Origin of the sequence: Actinokineospora baliensis (genome assembly GCF_016907695.1) — a bacterium.
GTDB lineage: Bacteria > Actinomycetota > Actinomycetes > Mycobacteriales > Pseudonocardiaceae > Actinokineospora > Actinokineospora baliensis.
In genome coordinates this window covers 7,029,166-7,046,915 of record NZ_JAFBCK010000001.1, presented here as the reverse complement: position 1 = coordinate 7,046,915, position 17,750 = coordinate 7,029,166, and the positions used below count along the sequence as shown (strand labels likewise).

13 protein-coding genes are annotated in these 17,750 nt (G+C 71.8%); 3 read left to right on the top strand and 10 right to left on the bottom strand.

Annotation, left to right across the window (positions count from 1 at the left end; genetic code table 11):
- Positions 1 to 3: 3 nt before the first annotated feature.
- The 10 genes from JOD54_RS31145 to JOD54_RS31100 form a co-directional block, all read right to left on the bottom strand.
- Entirely contained in the window at positions 4 to 1,302 is a 1,299-nt protein-coding gene (locus JOD54_RS31145) for an ATP-grasp domain-containing protein (RefSeq protein WP_204455505.1), read from the bottom strand.
- The gene (locus tag JOD54_RS31140) at positions 1,299 to 2,537 is read right to left on the bottom strand and encodes an ATP-grasp domain-containing protein (RefSeq protein ID WP_204455504.1); all 1,239 of its coding nucleotides are present in this window, start codon (positions 2,535 to 2,537) and stop codon (positions 1,299 to 1,301) included. Before JOD54_RS31140 ends, JOD54_RS31145 begins: the two co-directional genes overlap by 4 nt.
- Positions 2,538 to 2,589: 52 nt before the next feature.
- Positions 2,590 to 3,879, bottom strand: coding sequence for an MFS transporter (locus tag JOD54_RS31135; protein WP_204455503.1), 1,290 nt, complete (start codon positions 3,877 to 3,879; stop codon positions 2,590 to 2,592).
- A 39-nt stretch (positions 3,880 to 3,918) separates the two neighbouring features.
- The gene (locus JOD54_RS31130; RefSeq protein ID WP_204455502.1) at positions 3,919 to 4,959 is read right to left on the bottom strand and encodes an isopenicillin N synthase family dioxygenase; all 1,041 of its coding nucleotides are present in this window, start codon (positions 4,957 to 4,959) and stop codon (positions 3,919 to 3,921) included.
- A gap of 10 nt (positions 4,960 to 4,969) precedes the next feature.
- A complete protein-coding gene (locus JOD54_RS31125; RefSeq protein ID WP_204455501.1) occupies positions 4,970 to 5,563 on the bottom strand; it encodes an LOG family protein in 594 nt (197 codons plus the stop codon).
- Positions 5,563 to 6,324, bottom strand: coding sequence for an FAD-dependent thymidylate synthase (thyX, locus tag JOD54_RS31120; protein ID WP_204455500.1), 762 nt, complete (start codon positions 6,322 to 6,324; stop codon positions 5,563 to 5,565). The genes JOD54_RS31125 and thyX overlap by 1 nt, the downstream gene beginning before the upstream one ends.
- Before the next feature lie 102 nt (positions 6,325 to 6,426).
- Positions 6,427 to 6,705: a hypothetical protein gene (locus tag JOD54_RS31115; protein WP_204455499.1), complete on the bottom strand. Its 279-nt coding sequence runs from the start codon at positions 6,703 to 6,705 to the stop codon at positions 6,427 to 6,429.
- Positions 6,706 to 8,218: 1,513 nt separating this feature from the next.
- A complete protein-coding gene (locus JOD54_RS35400) occupies positions 8,219 to 11,128 on the bottom strand; it encodes an AfsR/SARP family transcriptional regulator (protein WP_204455498.1) in 2,910 nt (969 codons plus the stop codon).
- A gap of 519 nt (positions 11,129 to 11,647) precedes the next feature.
- Positions 11,648 to 12,295: a response regulator transcription factor gene (locus JOD54_RS31105; protein ID WP_204455497.1), complete on the bottom strand. Its 648-nt coding sequence runs from the start codon at positions 12,293 to 12,295 to the stop codon at positions 11,648 to 11,650.
- A complete protein-coding gene (locus JOD54_RS31100) occupies positions 12,280 to 13,506 on the bottom strand; it encodes a sensor histidine kinase (protein WP_204455496.1) in 1,227 nt (408 codons plus the stop codon). Before JOD54_RS31100 ends, JOD54_RS31105 begins: the two co-directional genes overlap by 16 nt.
- A 110-nt stretch (positions 13,507 to 13,616) precedes the next feature.
- Between JOD54_RS31100 and JOD54_RS31095 the strand changes: the two genes are divergently transcribed.
- From JOD54_RS31095 to JOD54_RS31085, 3 genes are all read left to right on the top strand, one after another.
- Positions 13,617 to 14,384: an ABC transporter ATP-binding protein gene (locus JOD54_RS31095; RefSeq protein ID WP_204455495.1), complete on the top strand. Its 768-nt coding sequence runs from the start codon at positions 13,617 to 13,619 to the stop codon at positions 14,382 to 14,384.
- Positions 14,384 to 16,765 carry an ABC transporter permease gene (locus JOD54_RS31090; RefSeq protein ID WP_204455494.1) on the top strand — a complete coding sequence of 794 codons (2,382 nt, stop codon included), beginning with the start codon at positions 14,384 to 14,386 and terminating at the stop codon, positions 16,763 to 16,765. The genes JOD54_RS31095 and JOD54_RS31090 overlap by 1 nt, the downstream gene beginning before the upstream one ends.
- Before the next feature lie 222 nt (positions 16,766 to 16,987).
- Positions 16,988 to 17,740 (top strand): thioesterase II family protein, encoded by a 753-nt coding sequence (locus JOD54_RS31085; RefSeq protein WP_204455493.1) that lies wholly within the window; start codon positions 16,988 to 16,990, stop codon positions 17,738 to 17,740.
- The last annotated feature ends 10 nt before the right edge of the window (positions 17,741 to 17,750 follow it).

Below are 17,750 nucleotides of genomic sequence, written 5' to 3'. Positions count from 1 at the left end.
GGCTCAGCTCTGGGCCAGCGCCGGGTCCGCGGTCGCCCGCGGCGCGCGCACGCCCGCGAGCACGTCGTCGACGGCGGCGCGCACCTGCGGGGTGAGGAACCCGTGCCGCCGGTTGAGCTCGTCGAGGTGGGCGCCGAGCGCGTCCACGTCGGCGTACTCGCACGTGATCACCATGTTGGCGTAGCGGGTGCCGTCGATGGTGAAGCTGCTCGAGCGCACCACCGCCAGGGTGGCCCTGATGTCGGCGTCGGCCGCCGCGCTCAGCGGGGTGGTGGGGAACTGCATCGCGATCCGCTGGGCCGAGCCTGCGGTCGCGCCGCGGCGCTGCCCCCACTGTCCGAACAGGATGTCCAGCAGCGCCACGTAGGTGTTGAGCCCCGAGGCCGCGATCGACAGCGAGGTCGAGCCGGACACCCGGGGGTTGATCTCGATGATCTCGTACCGGCCGTCGACGTAGATCATCTCGACCTCGACCGAGCCGGTGACCTCCAGCGCCGCGCACAACCGCTTGAGCCGCTCGGCCACCGGCTCGAAGCGCTCGTCGGCCTCCGCGCGCGGCGCGGTGTAGCGGACCGTGGTGAAGGCGAAGGTCGGGGCCCCACCGGTGGGGCCCTTCCACAGCAGCGGCTGCACCACGTAGTCGCCCGCGGCGCCCACGACCTCCACCGAGCACAGCTCGCCCGCCAGGCACCGCTCCAGCACGACGTTGCCGTCGTAGGGCTGGTCGAGGTAGCCGTCGAGGTCGCCGGGGTTGGCCAGGAAGCGGATCCCGTTGCCCAGGCAGTCCCACAGCGGCTTGCTCAGCAGCGGGTAGCCCAGCTCGCCCGCCCGCTCGATGAGGTACTCGCGGTAGGCGGGCACCGGCAGGGTCCTGGAGTTGAGCAGGTCGCCGTCGACCAGCACACCGTCCGGTGTGTCCAGTCCGTGCGCGCCGACCTTGAGCTTGGTCTCCCACTTGTTGGCCATCAGCCCGGTCGCCGCCGCGCTGTGCATGACCGTCGGGATGCCCTCGGCCGCGAGCTGCTCGCACACCAGCGCGTCGCGCAGTGCGTTTTCGTCCGGGATGGACAGTGAGACGACGCCGTCGGCGCCCCATTCCCTGATCCTGCGCAGGGTTTCGGCCACCGACACCCCGGCGGGCATCTTCTCCGACTCGCCGGGGAACTCGTCCGGGCCGCACTCGCCGTCGGTGTAGAACAACTTGCCGACCAGGCCCCGTTCACGCAGCGCGACACCGAGCGCGTCGAGGAAGGGGACCGTCTGCTGGATCTCGATGGATCGTAAGAACGCGATCTTCCTCACGGGCGCTCGACCTCGACGGTGATCGCGCCGACCACGTCGTTGGCGAGCTCGTTGACCTCGGTGGTCGAGCCCGCGGTGACGATGACGTAGCCGACCCTGGCCACGTTGTCGGTCGGGTCGCCGATCTCCTTGCCCGGCTCGGCGTACACCTCGGCCTCCACGACGTGCTCGCTGTCGGGCACCCCGCTCACGCCGCGGAACACCCCGGCGGTGGGCGGGGTGAGGAACCGGATCGCCGCCGCGCGCTGCTCGGTCGGCTCGAGCGCGGGCGCCCGGCCCACCGCGATGTCGATGTAGGCGGCGGCCTCGCTGATGCCGGTCGCCAGGCGCACCAGCTTCATGATGTGGTCGCCGGGCGGGCGGGCACCGATCTCGATGATCTTCGCGACACCCGGGGAGACCAGCTTGATCTCGGTGTGCGCGATGCCGTTGCGGAACCCGAGGGCGGACAGGCCCGCCTCGACGCCCGCGAGCAGGGTGGCGCGGTCGGCCGAGGACAGCTCCGCGGGCACGGTGTGACCCAGCTCCGCGCGGCTGTCGTTGTCGGTGGTGAACTTCTGGGTCACCGCGATGTGGCGCACCACGCCGTCGACCACGGCCGACTCGACGCTGAACTCCACGCCGCCCACGTACTCCTGGGCCAGCACCGAGTTGTCCAGCGGGGTGCCGTGCGGGAACTCGAACGGCCAGCCCTGGGCGAAGGTCACCGCCTGCGCGAGCCCGGCGGCCTCGCGCACGATGGACACCCCGATCGACCCGGCGTTCTCGGCGGGCTTGACCACCAGCGGGAACTCCAGGCCCGCCTCGGCGATCCGCGCGGCGAGGACCTCGGCGTCGGGGCCGCTGACCGTGCGCGGCGCCGGGGCGCCCGCCTGGTCGAACGCCTCGGCCATGGCCCGCTTGTTGCGCACGGCGTCGGCCAGCGCCGGGTCGTGCGAGGGCAGGCCCAGGTCGGCGGCGACCAGGGTGGCCAGGCCGGAGAAGAACTCCCACCCGGTGATGACGCCGTCGACGCCCGCCTCGCGGCCGTAGGCCACCAGTTCCTTGCGCGCCAGCTCCAGGTCGCTGAAGTCGGTGAACACGGTGCCCGCGATCAGGTCCCGGCTGCTCTGCGGGTACTTCTCGTAGAGGTCGGCGTGCGTGGCGACGTGGGTCACCACGCCGAGCGCCTGCGCGGCCCTGAGCAGGTCCTCCCCGGCGTTGCCGTTCGCTTCGATCAACAGCAGCTTCGTCATCGTGACCTCTTGTGTATATGGGATTTCAGCGGGGAGATGAAGGGTGCGGCGCTCACGCCGCGGCGGGGACGGCGGCCCGGCGCGGCTGGCGCACCAGCAGAGTGGACAGCAGGCTCAGCACGATCAGGACGGTCCATGGCCAGATCCGGCCCCACGACAGCAATGTGGTGAACAGCGCGGGGGCGAGCGCGCCGCCGACGTTCCAGGACAGCATCTGGAACACCGCCAGGTAGCGCCCGCGCAGCGCGGGCGGCGCCAGGTCGATCGACAGCGTGCTCACCGCGGGGGACTGGATGATCTCGGCGAGGGTGTAGACCAGGATCGCCAGGACCAGCGCCGGGACCACCACCCAGCCGGGCACCACGCCCGCGGCGGCGAAGAGCCCGAACGCCCCCGCGTTGAGCAGCGCGGCGAGGGTGATCATCCGCGACGACCGGTGCTTCTCCACCCAGCCGCTGATCACCGTCTGCGTGGTCGCCACCAGCACGGTGTTCACCGTGAGCAGCACGCCCGCCAGCCAGACGATGCCAGCCAGCGTCTCGATGATGTAGATCGCCAGCAGCACGCTGAGCACCATCGCCGAGAGCACGAACACGAAGTTCACCGCCACCAGCCGCATGAAGGCCTGGTCGCGCAGCACAACCCGGTAACCGCCTGCCTTCTCCGGTTCCGGTTCGGCCCCGCCGTCGGGTTCGCTGTCCTCGGTGGCCTTCGCGATCGCCGAGTCCGCACCAGCCGGGCGCCAGCTGACCAGCAACCACGCGGCGAACAGGTAGGACACCGCGTTGGCCAAGAGCAGCCAGTGCATCCAGGCCACCCCGCCGATGCCGACCACGGCGGCGGCCACAGCGCCGCCGAGGCCGACACCGGCGTTGCGCAGTGCCTGCATCAGACCGAACCAGCGGGTCCGGTTGTCCTCTGTGGACGCCAGGGCGACCAGGGCGCCGTAGGAGGTCCAGTAGGCGCTCACGCCGACCTGCACGATCAACCCCAGCACCGCCACGTGCCAGAACTCCTCGGCCACCAGGTACGCGGCGAAACCGCCGCCCGCGACCAGGTTGCCCGCCGCCGCCACCGCCCGGGGACCGAACCGGTCGACCAGCGGGCCGAACAACGTCGGCGCCGGTATCGCCAGCAGTTGGGCCACGGTCAGCGCGAAACCGACCTCCAGCAACGACATCGACGTCGTCCTGGCGAAGTACACGACCTGGAAGGCGAACAGCAGGCCGCTGCCGAGGCTGTCGATGGCGCCCGCGGTGAGGAACCGGGTGTGGCCCTTGACCTCGGGTAAGCCCCAGCGCGAAGGGGGTCGCTGCGCGCCGGCGGTGGTGGTGTCAGACATGGGAGTCCTTGCAGGGGGTGTGGGTGCGGACCGTTCGGCTTACTCGCCGTAGGCGCGCCGGAACTTCTCCATGATGTACTCCCCCGAGAAGACCGGGGAGTAGCGCGGAGGGTTGCCGGGAGCGGTGCAGGTCGGGATGCACTCGATCAGCGCGCCGTAGTTCGGCTGGTGGAAGAACGGTACCGAGAACCGCTCCTTGGCCGCGAGCTCCGGCGCCGGGTTGACCACACGGTGGACGGTGCTCACCCAGCGGTCGTTGGTCCAGATCGCCATCAGGTCGCCGATGTTGACCACGAACGACCCCTCGATCGCGGGCACGTCGACCCACTCGCCCACCTTGTCGAGCACCTGCAGGCCGCCGGGGGCGTCGTCCTGGTACAGGATGGTGAGGCTGCCCCAGTCGCTGTGCTGGCCCTTGCGCAGCTGACCGGGCTTGGGCGGCACCAGCTGCGCCGGGTAGTAGTTCGCGGTCAGGTTCGTCATGTGGTCGTCGACCTTGTCGTCGAACCAGTTCTCCGGCAGGTCCAGTGCCAGCGCGAACAGCCGCATCAGCTCGGTGGCCAGGTCTTCCATGCTCGCGTAGTAGGCCCGGTAGGCCTCCTTGAACCCGGGCAGCTCCGGCCACAGGTTCGGCGTGGTGAGCAGCGGGTGCGAGCCCTCGGGCAGGGTCGGCCCGTCCGGCTCGCCGAGCCGGTTGTAGGTGTAGGTCTCCGACAGGTCCGGCAGGTCGCGCTCCTGCTCGACGGAGGCGTCGGAGTTGGAGGCGGCCAGGCTGCCCTGGCGGCCGAACCCGCGCATCAGCGGGTCGTCCGGGGTGCTGACCAGCGCGAGCTTGTACTCGTCTGCCAGCGCGAAGAACTCCCGGGTCGCCCGGTACATCTCGTCGATGCGCTCCTGCGGCACGCCGTGGCCGACGATGGCCAGGAAGCCGCTGGTCTCGCACACCCGGCCCAGGGTCTTGGCGACCAGGGTGCGCGCCGCTGCGTCGCCCTCGCGGGCGCTGGTCAGGTCGATGACCGGCACGTAGCCGTCGATCAGCGTGACCGGCGACTTCCGGGTGCCTGCTTCGGAAATGGTCATCCGGGGATCCTCACCTCGTTGCTGCTGTGGTTGTGGGGTCTGGGGCCTGCCAGCGCGGCGGCGGCGGGACCCAGTCGCGCACCGCCGCCTCGAACCCGGCCGCGTCGGTCACCGAGACCAGTGAGCCGATCTCGGCTTCGCGCAGGAAACCCCGCTGCGCCATCCGGGTGACCACCTCGACCAGCGGGTCCCAGTACCCGTCGATGTTGAGCAGCACCAGCGGTTTGCCATGGTGGCCCAGGATGAGCGCGGCCCACACCTCGAAGAGCTCCTCGAGCGTGCCGACCCCACCGGGCACCGCGACGATCGCGTCGCCGAGGTCGGCCAGCAGTTGCTTGCGCTCGTGCATGGTGGGCACCACGTGCAGCTCGGAGAGCCCGGGGTGGGCGATCTCGGCGTCCACCAGCTCGCGCGGGATGACCCCGATGACCTTGCCGCCCTCGGCGAGCGCGCGGTCGGCCACCACACCCATCAGGCCGGTGCTGCCGCCGCCGTAGACGAACTCGGTGCCCCGCCCGGCGAGCTCGGCGACGAAGCGCCCGACCTCGTCGGCGAAGACGGGGGAGTCCCCCGGCGCCGAGCCCGCGTAGACCGTGACCCGCATCAGGGGCTCACGCGCCCGTAGTTCTCGAACGCGGCGTGCGTGATCGGCATCAGCTGCCGCCACTGGGCCTCCATCGCCTCGGCGACCACGGCGATCTCGTGCTGCGGGTGCGACGGGTAGGCCGCGTCCTCGCGGTGGGTGCGCAGGCTCAGGAAGTGCATGAGCGAGCGGGCGTTGCAGGTCGCGTACAGCGAGGAGTAGGTGGCGTTGGGCAGCACCATGCGGGCGACCTCGCGAGCCACGCCGCGCTCGATCAGCTCGTGGTACCCGGCGTAGGCGGCGCCGTAGGTGGACTTGGCGATGTCGAGCAGGCGCTCGTGGTCACCCTCGTCGCCGGGCACGTACTGGTAGTGGCCCGGCTTGCCCTTCTGGCGCAGCAGCCGGTCGGCGTCCGGCACGTAGAACACCGGGCGCACCTCGCGGTAGCGGGCGCTCTCCTCGTTGAACGACCAGGTGCGGTGGCGCATCATGTGCCGCACGGTGAAGATCGGCGCCGACACCAGGAACGTCAGGTAGTTGTGCTCGAACGGGCTGCCGTGCCTGGCCTTCATCAGGTACTTGATCAGGCCCTCGACGTAGCCGTCGGTCTTGTTCTCGGTCTGGGCGATCTCGCCGACCGTGGACACCCTGGCCGCGCGCACCACGCCGAGGTCGCTGGCCTGGTGGTCGACCAGTTGCACGGTGATCTCGCTGCGGAGTTCGATCTCGGGGATCGCGGCGTCGACGGCGGGGTTCTCGGGACGGACGAGCTGGCTGGTCACGACTGGTGATCCATTCTGGTTGTGGACAGCGCACCTGACCCGGCGCCTGGCGCCGACAGGTCGTGGCCGATCCGGTCGATCGGGGTGGGTCCGCGGGGGAGGTCAGCCGCGGCTGGCGGCCAAGGCGTGGCGGATGTCGCCGTCGATGCCCTGCACGGCGTAGGTGGCGGTGACGACGGCGGCCCTGGCACTGCCCAGGGCGGCCCTGGCGGCGTCGACGCCCGGTTCCGGCAGCAGCGAGACCGCCTCGATGGCGCACTCGATGAGGTGCACCGCCGTCGCGGTCAGCCACTCCTGCTCGGACCCGCCCGCCAGCACGGCCTGCCGCGCGTCGCGCAGCAGGCCGAGCGCGGTCGATTCGGACTGCTCGACAGAGATCACCCAAACCCCCAATTTGTGTGATAGTCACTTTCCGGCCTCGTCGCCCGGCGATAGGGCGCGCTCGGTGGCCGGTGAAACCAAGTCAACCCGGTTGGGCTATTCCGCGGTTATCGCGGAGGCATCGCCGTAGGTGCCCCGGGTAATAGTGTCGAGATATCACCTGGCCGTACCGTGATCACCGACAGCGGCGGGAGTACCGAGCCGCCGGGGCAATCCCCAGTGAGAGGAACAGGCACTGAACATGTGGGGGCGCAAGACCGTGACGACCGTGTCCGCGGAGCTGGCGACGGGACGGGCTTCGGCCGCCGTCGCGGTGGCCGACACCCCGTGGGGCACCTGAGCGCTCGCCCGCCCCACCGGGGACCTGCCGTCCCCGGTGGGGCTCACCACCACCATGAGGAATCCTCGCCGGGGTGAATCCCCGGAAACCTGAACCGAGCTCGCGGTGTTTATCGCGAAGGGGTTCCGGGTACCACAATCCCAGTCATCCGATCACCACCCGAGATGGCGAACAGTGGAATCCCCAATACCGCTTTCGGCGCACCACGCTGCGCCAGCGGCCCCCTTTCCCGCCATTTCCCCACCCGCCAGGTGGGGAGTCCGCTACCCTCCCGCCCCCGCCACCAGACACCCCAGTCGGCAACCAACCGCCCGGTGGCGAAGCCCGGTCATGAGTTCCACCCACGTCCCCAGAAGCCGCCGGTGCCCACCCACCCCACCGAGCCGGCCCGCCCAGCCCCGCCGCCCGGGCCGGCCCTGCCTGCCTCACCGCTGCTCTCGGAGGCCGCTGCCTCTAATGCTCGATGGGGCGAACTTGTTTTGCGCGGGGCCCCTGCGCTACCCGTGGCAGGACCGCAAAGCTGGGGCCGAAGAGCATGGCCCTGTCCGCGCAGAACGCTACGACTGCCGCTCCCCCACGCAAAACAAGTCCGCCCCATCGAGCCGTCGCACTCAGCCCCCGAGCCAGCCCGCCCAGCCCAGCCGCCCGAGTCAGCCCCGCCAACCCAGCCATCGCTCCCGGAAGCCGCCGCCCCCAACTGCTCGATGGGGCGAACTTGTTTTGCGCGGGGCCCCTGCACCAGCCGTGGCAGGACCGCAAAGCTGGGGCCGAAAAGCATGGCCCTGTCCGCGCACAACGCTACGACTGCCGCCACCCTACGCAAAACAAGTCCGCCCCATCGAGCCGCCGCACCCAGCCCCCCGAGCCAGCCCACCCAACCCAGCCCCCGGGTCAGCCCCGCCAGCCCAACCCACCGAGCCGACCCACCCAGCCCAACCACCGCTCCCGGAAGTCGCTGGTGCCAACTGCTCGATGAGGTGGACCTGTTTTGCGTGGGGGGACGTCAGTCGTAGCCTTGCCTCGCTGCAGGGCCATGCTCTTCGGCCCCGGCTTTTGCGGTCCTGCCACGGCTGTCGTAGGGGCCCCGCACAAAACAGGTCCACCACATCGAGCCTTCACTCAAATCGCGGATCGGGTCGCGAGGTCGCCGCCAGGCGACGAGCCGACCCCGCCTCAGCCCGCCGTGATCCGATCGATCGTCAACCGCCCAGGCTGCGAATCCTCGGTCTCCACCCGCGCCGCCTCCTCATGCCTCCCGAGCTCACGCAACTGCGCCGCCAACTCCAACCGGATCCCGTCCACCGGCACCGTGTTCACCGCCTGCGCCGCCAAGTCCAGCGCCTCCCGCAGCACCCGCGCCGCCGTCTCCGGCTTGCCCAGCACCGCGTTCACCGTGCCCAGCCGGTGCAGCACCCGCACCTGGCCCATCAGGTCGCGGCTGACCCGCACGGTGTCGAGCAGCCCGTTGAGCAGCTCCGCGGCGTGCTGGTGGCGGGCCTGGCGCATCAGCAGTTCGCTGAGTCGGAACCGCAGCTGGTTCTCCACCCGCCTGCTGCCCTCCGGTGGGCACAACGCCAAGGCGCGCAACAGGTGCTGCTCGGCGCGGCCGATGTCGCCCGCGGCCAGGTCGAGTGCGGCGATCTGCACCCACACGTGCGCCTGACCCACGACGTCGCCGACGGTGGCGAACTCGGCGCAGGCCCGCTCGTAGCCGCGCCGCGCGGCGCCGTCCTCGCCGCGCATCTGGTTGACCAGGGCCAGGTTCCGCCGGGCGATGGCCATGCCGTGCACCTCGTCCAGCTCGGTGAACGTGGCCAGTGCGGGTCGCAGCACCCACAGCGCCTCGGTGAGCTTGCGCCCGCTCAGGTGCATCGATCCCAGCGAGCACAGCAGAGCCGCTTCGCCGCGCCGGTTGCCCGTGGCGCGGACCGCTTCCAGGGCTTTGGTGTGGGTCCGTTCCCAGTGGTCGTGGTAGAGCCGCGCCTCGAACAGCGCGACGAGGGTCACAGCGAGGTCCCAGGCGTGTTCGTCGAGCCCGGCGGCCACGGCCATGTCCACCGCGCCGCACAGGCAGTCGCGTTCTGCTTCCAGCCACGACAGCGGCCGCGCCAGCAACCGGTCGACGAGGTCGCGCGGCAGCGGCCACCGTTCGGCCGAACCGTGCAGCACAGTGCTGTTGTCGCGCCCGTAAAGCGAGGTGTGCGCGCCGCGGGCCAACCCGAGCCACCCGCCGACCACGCGGGTGATCGCGGCGTGCGCGTCGTCGCCCTCTTGCTCCAGCCGCTCCCTGGCGAACAGCCGCAGCAGGCCGTGGAACCGGTAGCGCGGCGTGGAGGCCACGTCCCCCGGGGCGATCTCGATCATCTGCATGTCGACCAGGTGCTCGACCAACTGGGTGCCGCGGTCGAGGTCGACGCCGAGCAGCGCGGCGGCCACCCAGGCCGGGAACGTGGCGCCCGCCAGGGCACCGAGCAGGCGCATCAGCTCGCGGGCCTGGGGGTCGAGGCTGTCGTAGGTGAGGGCGACGCTGGCGCGCACCACCATCTCCCCGTGCGAGAGCTCGTCGAGCCTGCGCTGTTCGTCGGAGAGCCGTTCCAGCATCCACGACAGGGTCAGCGTCGGCCGCGCCGCGAGCCGCGCCGAGATGATGCGCAGCGCCAACGGTAATCGGTCGACCAACCGCACCAGCGCGTCCGCGGCGGCGGGTTCGGCCGCGACCCGCTCCTGCCCGACCACCTGCACGAGCATCCGCACGGCCTGCGCGGGGGCGAGCACGTCGACCTCGAGCACCTTGGCACCGGCCAGACCGGTGAGCCGCACGCGGCTGGTCACCACCACCGCGCAGTTGCCGCTGCCCGGCAGCAGGTGCCGGACCTGCGACTCCGACGCGGCGTCGTCGAGCACGATCAGCGACCGGGAGTCGGCAAGCAGGTGCCGGAACAGGGTGGCCCGCTCACCGAGGGTCTCCGGGATCCCCTCGACCGGCACCCCCAGCGCGCGCAGGAACCGACCGAGCACGTCGGCCGGGTCGGCCGGGGCTGGCCCGGTGCCGCCGAGCTGGCAGTACAGCTGCCCGTCGGGGAAGTCCGTCTCGCCGAGCGCGTGCGCCACGTGCACGCCGAGCGTGCTCTTGCCCACACCCGGTTTCCCGGTCAGCACCACCACTTTCGCCGCGCGCCGGGTGTCGCGGCCGACCAGCAGGTAGCGCACCCTGGCGACCAGGTCGGCGTGCCCGGTGAAGTCGGCGATGTCGGCGGGCAGCTGCCGGGGCACGGGGGTGACCTCGGGTTCGGCGCGGGTCGCCGCGGACCTCGGGGTGAGCAGCTGGTGGGCGTCGGAGAGCATCGCCGATTCCAGTTCGCGCAGCTCCGCGCCCGGCTCGATGCCGAGCTCCTCGATCATCAGCTCCCGGCCGACCCGGTAGGCCTCCAGCGCTTCCGCGCGCCTGCCGGAGCGGTAGAGCGCCAGCATGTACTGCCCGCGCAGCCGCTCCCGCAGCGGGTGTTCCTGCAGCAGCGCGGCGATGTCGCCGATCGTGGTGTGGTGGTCGCCAACCCGGAAGGCCAGGTCGAACGAGGTCTCCCTGGCCAGCAGCAGGCTCTCGTCGAGCTGCGCGGCGCGCGCCCGCACCAGCCTGCTGTGGATGCCGTCGAGCGCCGGACCCCGCCAGAGCCCGATGGCCTCGCGCAGCACCCGCGTGGCCTCCTTGAGGTTGCCCTGCGCGGCCAGCACGTCGGCGTCAGCGGTCAACCTGGCGAACAACCGCGCGTCGAGCTCGTCGTCGGGGACCCGCAGCAGGTACCCCGGCGCCCTGGTCACCAGCGCGTCGGCCCACCCGGACTCGCGCAGGATGTTGCGCAGCGCGGACACGCAGATCTGCACCTGCACCCTGGCGGTGGCGGGCGGCGCCCCGTCCCAGATGGCCTCGATCAGCCGGTTGGTGCCCACCACCCGGTTGGCCTCGAGCAGCAGCATCGTCAACACGATCTGCTGGCGCCCCGGCGAGAGCCGGAACGACTCCCCGACCTGCGCCTCCAGCGGCCCCAGCACCCGAAACGTCGGCGACCGCCCCTCCGATTCCATCCGTCCCCTTCGCCCTCCCCGACGGCCCGGGAAGTCAACCCACCCGCGCTCGATGGTGCACTGTACCCAGCACCCGCCACCCCAACTGTGGTTTCACCCCAAGCGATGGCCCCCCGTCCACCCCCCGGACCGCCCCCCGCCGTCCACACGAACATGAGGTAGCCGCAGGTACCCGCGCGTAGCTCAGGAAGGGCGGTGGGCGAACGGAAACGCCTCACCCAACCCCTCGTCGGGACGGCGCGGGTGGACACTGAGCGGAGTCACCCGACCACACTCGACGTCCACAGCGGCCACGCCGGGTGCGGCGCGGGTGTTGTCCAACCAATCCCCGGTCGCGGCCACCACGGTATTCCATGATCATGGTCTCATCCGGACGCACACCCGGGTGGGGGCGGGGACGCGCGCCGAACCGATCACGGGGCGAGTGGGACACCAGCTGCGGTCTTCGGTTGTCAGCATCGGATTCCCGCAGGGGCCGTGACGACGTCGAACCGCTCGTCGGGCGAAGGTCGGCGCCGCTCAGGCTCGCAAATAGGTCAGAACGGCGAGTACGCGGCGGTGGTCGTCGGGGGCTACGGGGAGGTCCAGCTTGGTGAAGATGTTGCTGACGTGCTTGTTCACCGCGGCTTCTGTGACCGTGAGAGCGCGGGCGACGGCCGCGTTGGACCGGCCTTCCGCCATCAGTGCGAGCACTTCCCGCTCCCGCGCGCTTATTCGGCTGAGTGGATCGTGGCGGCGCTGTAACATCTGCCGGATGACTTCCGGGTCGACGACCGTTCCGCCGGTGGCCACCTTTTCGGCGGCGGCCACGAAATCCGTTACCGCGCCGATGCGGTCTTTGAGCAAATAGCCGACGGCGTGGCCGCCGTCGGAGTCGAGGAGGCGGGCGGCGTAGGACTGCTCGACGTACTGGCTCAGGACCAGGACGGGCAGTCCGCGGTGGGTGCTGCGCAGGGTGACCGCGGCGCGCAGGCCGTCGTCGGCGCGGCCGGGGGGCATCCGGACGTCGGTGACGATCAGGTCGGGGACGTCGTCGCGGACGACCTCGAGCAGCTCGTCGGCGTCGGCGGCCTCGGCGACCACCCGGTGGCCGAAGCGGGTGAGCAGGTTGACGAGTCCGTCGCGCATCAGCAGCGAGTCCTCGGCGACGACTATGCGAAGCGACATGGGATCTCCACGTGGAGCAGGGTTGGCCCGCCGGGGGGACTGGACACGCGCAGCCTGCCGTTGAGCACCGCGACGCGGTCGGCGAGGCCGGTCAGACCGGTGCTCGCCGAGGAGTCGGCGCCGCCGACGCCGTTGTCCCTGACCTCCAGCACGAACAGGTCGGTGAGCAGGCGGCCGCGGATGGCCGCCTGGGTGGCCCGGCTGTGCTTGGCGATGTTGGCCAGCGCCTCGGTGATCAGGAAGTAGCCCGCCAGCTCCACGTCGCGCGGCAGCCGGACCGGCAGCTGCAGGTCGACCTCGACCGGGATGGCGAAGCGGGTGGCGATGTCCTCGACGGCCGCGGTGAGGCCGCTGTCCACCAGGACCTGCGGGTGCACGCCGCGGATGAGGTCGCGCAGCTCGCCCAGGGTCAGCGACACCTGTTCCTGGGCCAGTTCCAGCTGCCGGTCGACCGCGGAGCCCGGCTCGAGGTCCAGGCGGGCCATGCCCAGCGTCATGCTGAGCGTGACCAGCCGCTGCTGGGCGCCGTCGTGCAGGTCGCGTTCGATGCGGCCGCGCTCGAGTTCGAACGCGTCGACCAGCCGCGCCCTGGACCGGGTGATCTCGGTGAGCTGGTCGCCGAGCTCGTTGTCGCGGGGGGCGAGGATGGCGCGGGTCAGCGCCGCCCGGCAGCCCGCCCACGCGGTGATCGTGTAGGGCGCGGAGGGCACCAGCGCCACCGCGACGATGACCCACGGCCACGCGGACGGGTCGTCCAGCGGCGACATCGCGGTGAGCACCGGAGCGCCGAGCGCGAACAGCAGCACGCCCGCGTCCAGCCACCACAGCGCGATCATCGACACGGCGGTGTAGCCGAGCTCGCGCCACGTCACCGGTTCGTGCAGCCTGGTCTGGAACCAGCCGCGCAGACCGGGCGCGGCGGGGGACTGGTGCGGGTCCGGCGCCGGGTCCAGGTCGACCAGCCGCAGCCGCCACCGCTCGAACCGGGCGACGTAGATGCCGGAGAACACCGTCGCGCACAGCACCACGGCCCCCACACCCACCACCAGCAACATCGTCCCCGTGGTGGCCAGCACGGCGATGACCGCCAGCGTCGCGGCCCCCAGGGCCACCCCCGAGGCCAGGTACAGCAGGGCGCGCCACGGCCACGGCGAGGTCACGAAGCTCAGCGGCTTCTGAGCCATCGCCTGCCAGGCGGTACGGGGGAGCACGGTCCGACCGTAGGGCATGGGCACCGGTCACCGCGGTAGTGCAGGCACTAGCTCATGACTCGCGCTGGCGCCAGTGCGCCGACCCCCCTCGCCGCACTGGAATGTGCACCATGACCTCCACTACGAAAGCGACCGCTGTGGAAGCGGTTCAGCTCTGGTCCGCGCGGAAGGTCTACGGTACTGGCGACCACGCCGTCACGGCGCTGGACGATGTGTCGATCGGCTTCCTGCGCGGGACCTTCACCGCCATCATGGGTCCGTCCGGATCCGGCAAGTCCACCCTGCTGCAGTGCGCGGCCGGTCTGGACCAACCCACCTCGGGCAAGGTCGTCGTCGCGGGCACCGACATCGGTGCACTCGACGAGACCGCCCGCACCGTGCTGCGCCGCGACCACATCGGGTTCGTCTTCCAGGCGTTCAACCTGGTCGGGTCGCTGACCGCGGCGCAGAACGTCGAACTGCCGGTCCGCTTCGCGGGCAAGCGAGCCGCGCCCGCCGACGTGCTGGCCGCGCTGGCCGAGGTCGGCCTGGCCGACCGGGTGCACCACCGGCCCGGCGAGCTCTCCGGCGGCCAGCAGCAGCGGGTCGCGCTGGCCCGCGCGCTGATCACCCGGCCGGACGTGCTCTTCGCCGACGAGCCGACGGGCGCGCTCGACACCACGACCTCGCGGGAGGTGCTGCGGCTGCTGCGCGGCATCGTCGACCGGCACGCCCAGACGGTGATCATGGTGACGCACGACCCGGTGGCCGCCTCCTACGCCGACCGGGTGGTGTTCCTCAAGGACGGGCGGATCGCCGACCAGTTGGTCCTGCCGCCGGAGCACCGCAACTCGCACCCGGCGGCCATCGCGGGTCACATGGCCAGGTTGGAGTCCTGATGCTCGCCGCAGCCAACGTCAGGGACCGCTGGTCGAGCTTCCTCGGCGCGTTCAGCGCGATCGCCCTGGGGATCGCGCTGATCACGACCACCCTGCTGGTGTTCATCTCGTCCTCGCCGAAGGTGCCGCCGCGGGTCGGCGGTACGCCGGTGCTGGCGGTGGCCAGCGCCTCGGTGAACCTCAGCGGTTCCACCAGCGACCGCATGCCGTGGAGCGACGAAGCCGCGGCCGAGCTCGCGGGCAGGCTCGGGTCGCTCGACGGGGTGTCGGCCGCGGTCGAGGACCGCGGCTTCTACCTGCAAGCCGTCCGGGACGGGCACCCCGTCGCCGACCCGAACGCCGAGGGCGCCGGGCACGGCTGGTCCAGCGCGTCGCTGGCGCCCTACGGCCTGGCCTCCGGGCGGGCCCCCACCGCGGTGGGGGAGGTCGTCGTGGACGACGCCTTCGGCGCCCGGGTCGGTTCGACTCTGCCGGTGCTCACCGCGACCGGCCAGCGTGACCTGCGGGTCGTGGGCACCGTCAACGGACCGGGGTTCTACCTCAGCGACGCCGAGGCCAGGTCGATCTCGCCCGGTGTCCGCGCCATCGGTCTGCTGCTGCGCCCGGGTGCCTCCGCGTCGGACGTGCGGGACGCGGCCGAGGGGGTGGTGGGGTCCTCGGGTGAGGTCGTCACCGGTGCGGGGCGTTCGGTGCTCGAGCCGGAGTACATCTCGCACACCCGGTGGCTGGGCACCCAGCTGATCTCGGCCATGGCGATCCTCGGCGGGTTCGTGACCGTGTTCGTGGTGGCCGCGACCTTCGCGCTCGGCGCCGCCCAGCGCCGCAGGGAGATCGGCCTGCTGCGCACCATCGGCGCCGCGCCCCGCCAGATCCGCCGGATGATCCTGGGCGAGGCGGTGTTCGTCGGCGCGGCCGGTGCCGTCGCCGGGGCGGTCCTCGGGGTGGTGCTGGCGCCGCTGATGGGCGAGCTGCTGCTGGCCATCGGGGTGTCCACACCGGACTTCGTGGTGGAGGTGGCGTTCTGGCCGCTGGCCGTGTCGGTGCTGATCGGGCTGGCGGTGGCGGTGCTCGGCGCGTGGGCGGCCAGCCACCGCGCGGCGAAGGTGGTGCCGATGGAGGCGCTGCGCGACTCGCAGGTGGAGAAGCGGCCGATGACCAGGGGCCGCTGGCTCTTCGGCGGTGGCGCGCTCGGGGTCGGGGTGCTGCTGTCGGTGCTGACCGCGGGCGCCTCGGCCGATGACCGGGTCAACATGGCCCTGGCGACCGCGATGGTGCTGACCGTGGCGGCGGCGATGCTGGCGCCGGTGGTGATCGGGCCGCTGGTGCGGTTGGTCACCTGGCCCGCGCGCCGGGCCAAGGGGGCCGGACCGGTGGTGGTGCGCGCCGAGTTGATCACCGCGGCCCGGCGCACCGCGTCCACCGCGGCGCCGATCATCGCCACGGTCGGGTTCGCCGTGCTGCTCAGCGGCATGGTCACCACCATGCAGAGCGCTTACCCGGCCGGGGAGACCGCCAAGCTGCGCGGCCTGTCGGTTGTGGTGCCCGATGGCGCCCCCGGGCTCACCGACACCGCTGTCGGCCAGGTCGGGGTGGGTCGCTCGTCGCTGCCGACCCGGATCTTCCTCGACCGGCCCGGGTACGGCCGGACCGTGGTCGACGGGGTGGGCAACGCCGACCCGAAGTACGCCGACCGCGGTGGCGCCGTCGTGTCCACCTCGCTGGCGGCGAAGTTCGACTGGAAAGCCGGGCAGCGGGTCGACGTCCGGTTCGTCGACGGTCGCGACGAGTCGTTGACCATCGCCTCGGTCCAGCCGGACGACCCGGCCCGCGGCGACTTCGTGATGGCCCGCGCCCTGGTCCGCGCGCACGACGGGTCGGCGATGACCGACTCGATCTTCATCCAACAGGCCCAGGCACCGGCCTCGGTCGGACCGGGCGCCCGGATCCACGACGCGGAGACCTACGCGCTGGCCAAGTACGAGAAGGAGAACCGGCTGCTGCTGCAGTTCGCCATCGTGCTGATCGTGGTCGCCGTCGGCTACACCGGCATCGCGGTCGCCAACACCACCGCGATGAGCGCCCAGGCCAGGCGCCCGGACTTCCGGGTGCTCAAGTCGGCTGGCGCCACCGTCCGCCAGGTGCTGCGGTTGGTGACCTGGGAGACGACGGTGGTGGTCGGCATCGGAACCCTGCTGGGGCTGCTGGTGACCATCCCCCCGTTGGCGGCCATGGCTTCGGGGCTCGCGGAGGCCACCGCGACCCCGGTGTCGTTGCAGATGGACTGGGCGACCGTGGTGTTCGTGGTCGTCGCCTGCTTGGCGCTGGCCGTGGCCGCCAGCGTGCTGATGACCTGGCGGTCCATCCGGACCCGCCGCGCCTGACCCGCCCGCCGCTTCCCCGCGGCGGGCCGCCCAGGGGGTGGCGGGGACCGGTGGAGGGCGATCCCCCCGCTCCTCCGCCCCCGGGTCCCGTCACCCCCCACCCCGGCCCGCGCCCGTCCACCCAGGACGGGCGCGGGCCCAATCGTCTGCTGTGGAACGGATATAGCGGTCGCGTAGCCCGGTGGTGCCCACTGGAGCCGGATCTCGGAAAGGGGACATCCCATGCCCGCCACCACCAGCCCGGCGACCCGCTGGCTGCGCCCGTGCAACACCGTGGCCCGCCCCCGGCTGCGCCTGCTCTGCCTGCCGCACGCGGGCGGCACCGCGCACGCCTACCGCACCTGGCCCACCGAACTGCCCGACGACGTCGCCGTGCTGGCCGTGCAGTACCCGGGCAGGCAGGACCGCTTGGCCGAGCCACCGGCCACCCGCATCGAGGACCTGGTGAACCCGATCGCCGACGCCCTCGCCCCGTACGCGGGTGAGCCGCTGGTCGTGTTCGGGCACAGCATGGGCGCCTCGGTCGGCTACGAGCTGACCGTGGAACTGGAGCGCCGCCACGGCCCGGTGGTGGACCTGCTCGTCGCCTCCGGCTCGATCGCCCCGCACCACCGGGATCCGCACCAGGCGCACACCCTGCCCGACGCCGAGCTGCTCGCCGACGTCAAGCGGGTCAACGGGTCCTTCGCGCCGCTGCTGGAGGCTCCGGACCTGGTGGAGCTGCTGCTGCCCACCATCCGCGCCGACTACCGGCTCAGCCAGACCTACCTGCGTCCCCAGGCCCTCGCCGTCCAAGCCTCGCTCCTGGCCCTAGGAGGCGCCGACGACCCGGACGTCAGCCACAACGACCTCCTGTCGTGGTCGGCGGTCACCGCGGGCACCTTCACCGCCCAATCCCTCCCCGGCGGCCACTTCTACCTGGCCGAGCACGAGCAGGCGACCCTGCGCGCGCTGGCCGCCCATTTCCCGCGCTGACCGTTCCGAC